General features: G+C 78.7%; 1 protein-coding gene and 1 pseudogene. Both read left to right on the plus strand.

Annotated elements, in window-relative coordinates; all coding sequences use genetic code 11:
- Positions 1 to 135, plus strand: a pseudogene (locus GTW40_RS12720) (glycosyl transferase); the annotation flags it as partial.
- The coding region (locus tag GTW40_RS12725; RefSeq protein WP_161180281.1) for a lipopolysaccharide biosynthesis protein at positions 132 to 732 on the plus strand (601 nt) is incomplete at its 3' end. The pseudogene GTW40_RS12720 and the gene GTW40_RS12725, both read left to right, overlap by 4 nt.

The following is a 732-nucleotide window of genomic DNA, read 5'->3' on the forward strand; positions in this document are numbered from 1 at the left end:
GGACCCGGCCCGCGCACCGCGCCCGAGGCCGCCCGCCACTACTGCGTCACCCGCAGCGCCGCCCGGCTGATGGACGTCTACGCGGCGGCACTCGTCCCCTCGTCCCGCACCCCCTTGGGAGGCAGCCCCTCATGACCGAGAACCCACACCGGCGTCCCCGCATCTCCCGCTTGCCGTCCTGGTCGCTGGTGGCGGCCGGGGTCGTCGCGGGCGGGCTGCTCGGCGGCGCGTACGGCATGGTGAAGCCGCCCGCCTACACCGCCACCAGCTATGTCGTCGCCGTGCCCACCGAACGGTCCGACCCCGGCTCGGCGCTCGGCTTCGCGCAGGCGTACGGCCGTATCGCCACCCAGCCCGCCGTGCTCGCGGCCGCGCAGGCGAAGGCGGGGGCGGGCGTGGACACCCTGCGCGAGAGTGTGCGCACGGCGACCTCGCCGGACGCGCCCATGGTCGCCGTCTCCGCCACCTCGGCCCGTCCGGCGCGGGCGGCCGCCATGGCCAACGCGGTCGCGGACGCGCTCACCGCGCAGGCGGGCACCGCCGCGGCCGACACGCATGTGGAACTGCGCCGGTTCGCGCGGGCGGTCGCGCCCACCGAGCCGAGTTCGCCCTCGGCCGCCGTCACGGGGCTGGTCGGGGCGAGCGCGGGCGGCCTGCTCGGCGGCCTCGCCCTGCTGGTCCGGCCGCGCCGACGGCCCGAACCGGAACCCGGCCGCCCGGCCACCCTGCCCG

Origin of the sequence: Streptomyces sp. SID4985 (genome assembly GCF_009863025.1) — a bacterium.
GTDB lineage: Bacteria > Actinomycetota > Actinomycetes > Streptomycetales > Streptomycetaceae > Streptomyces.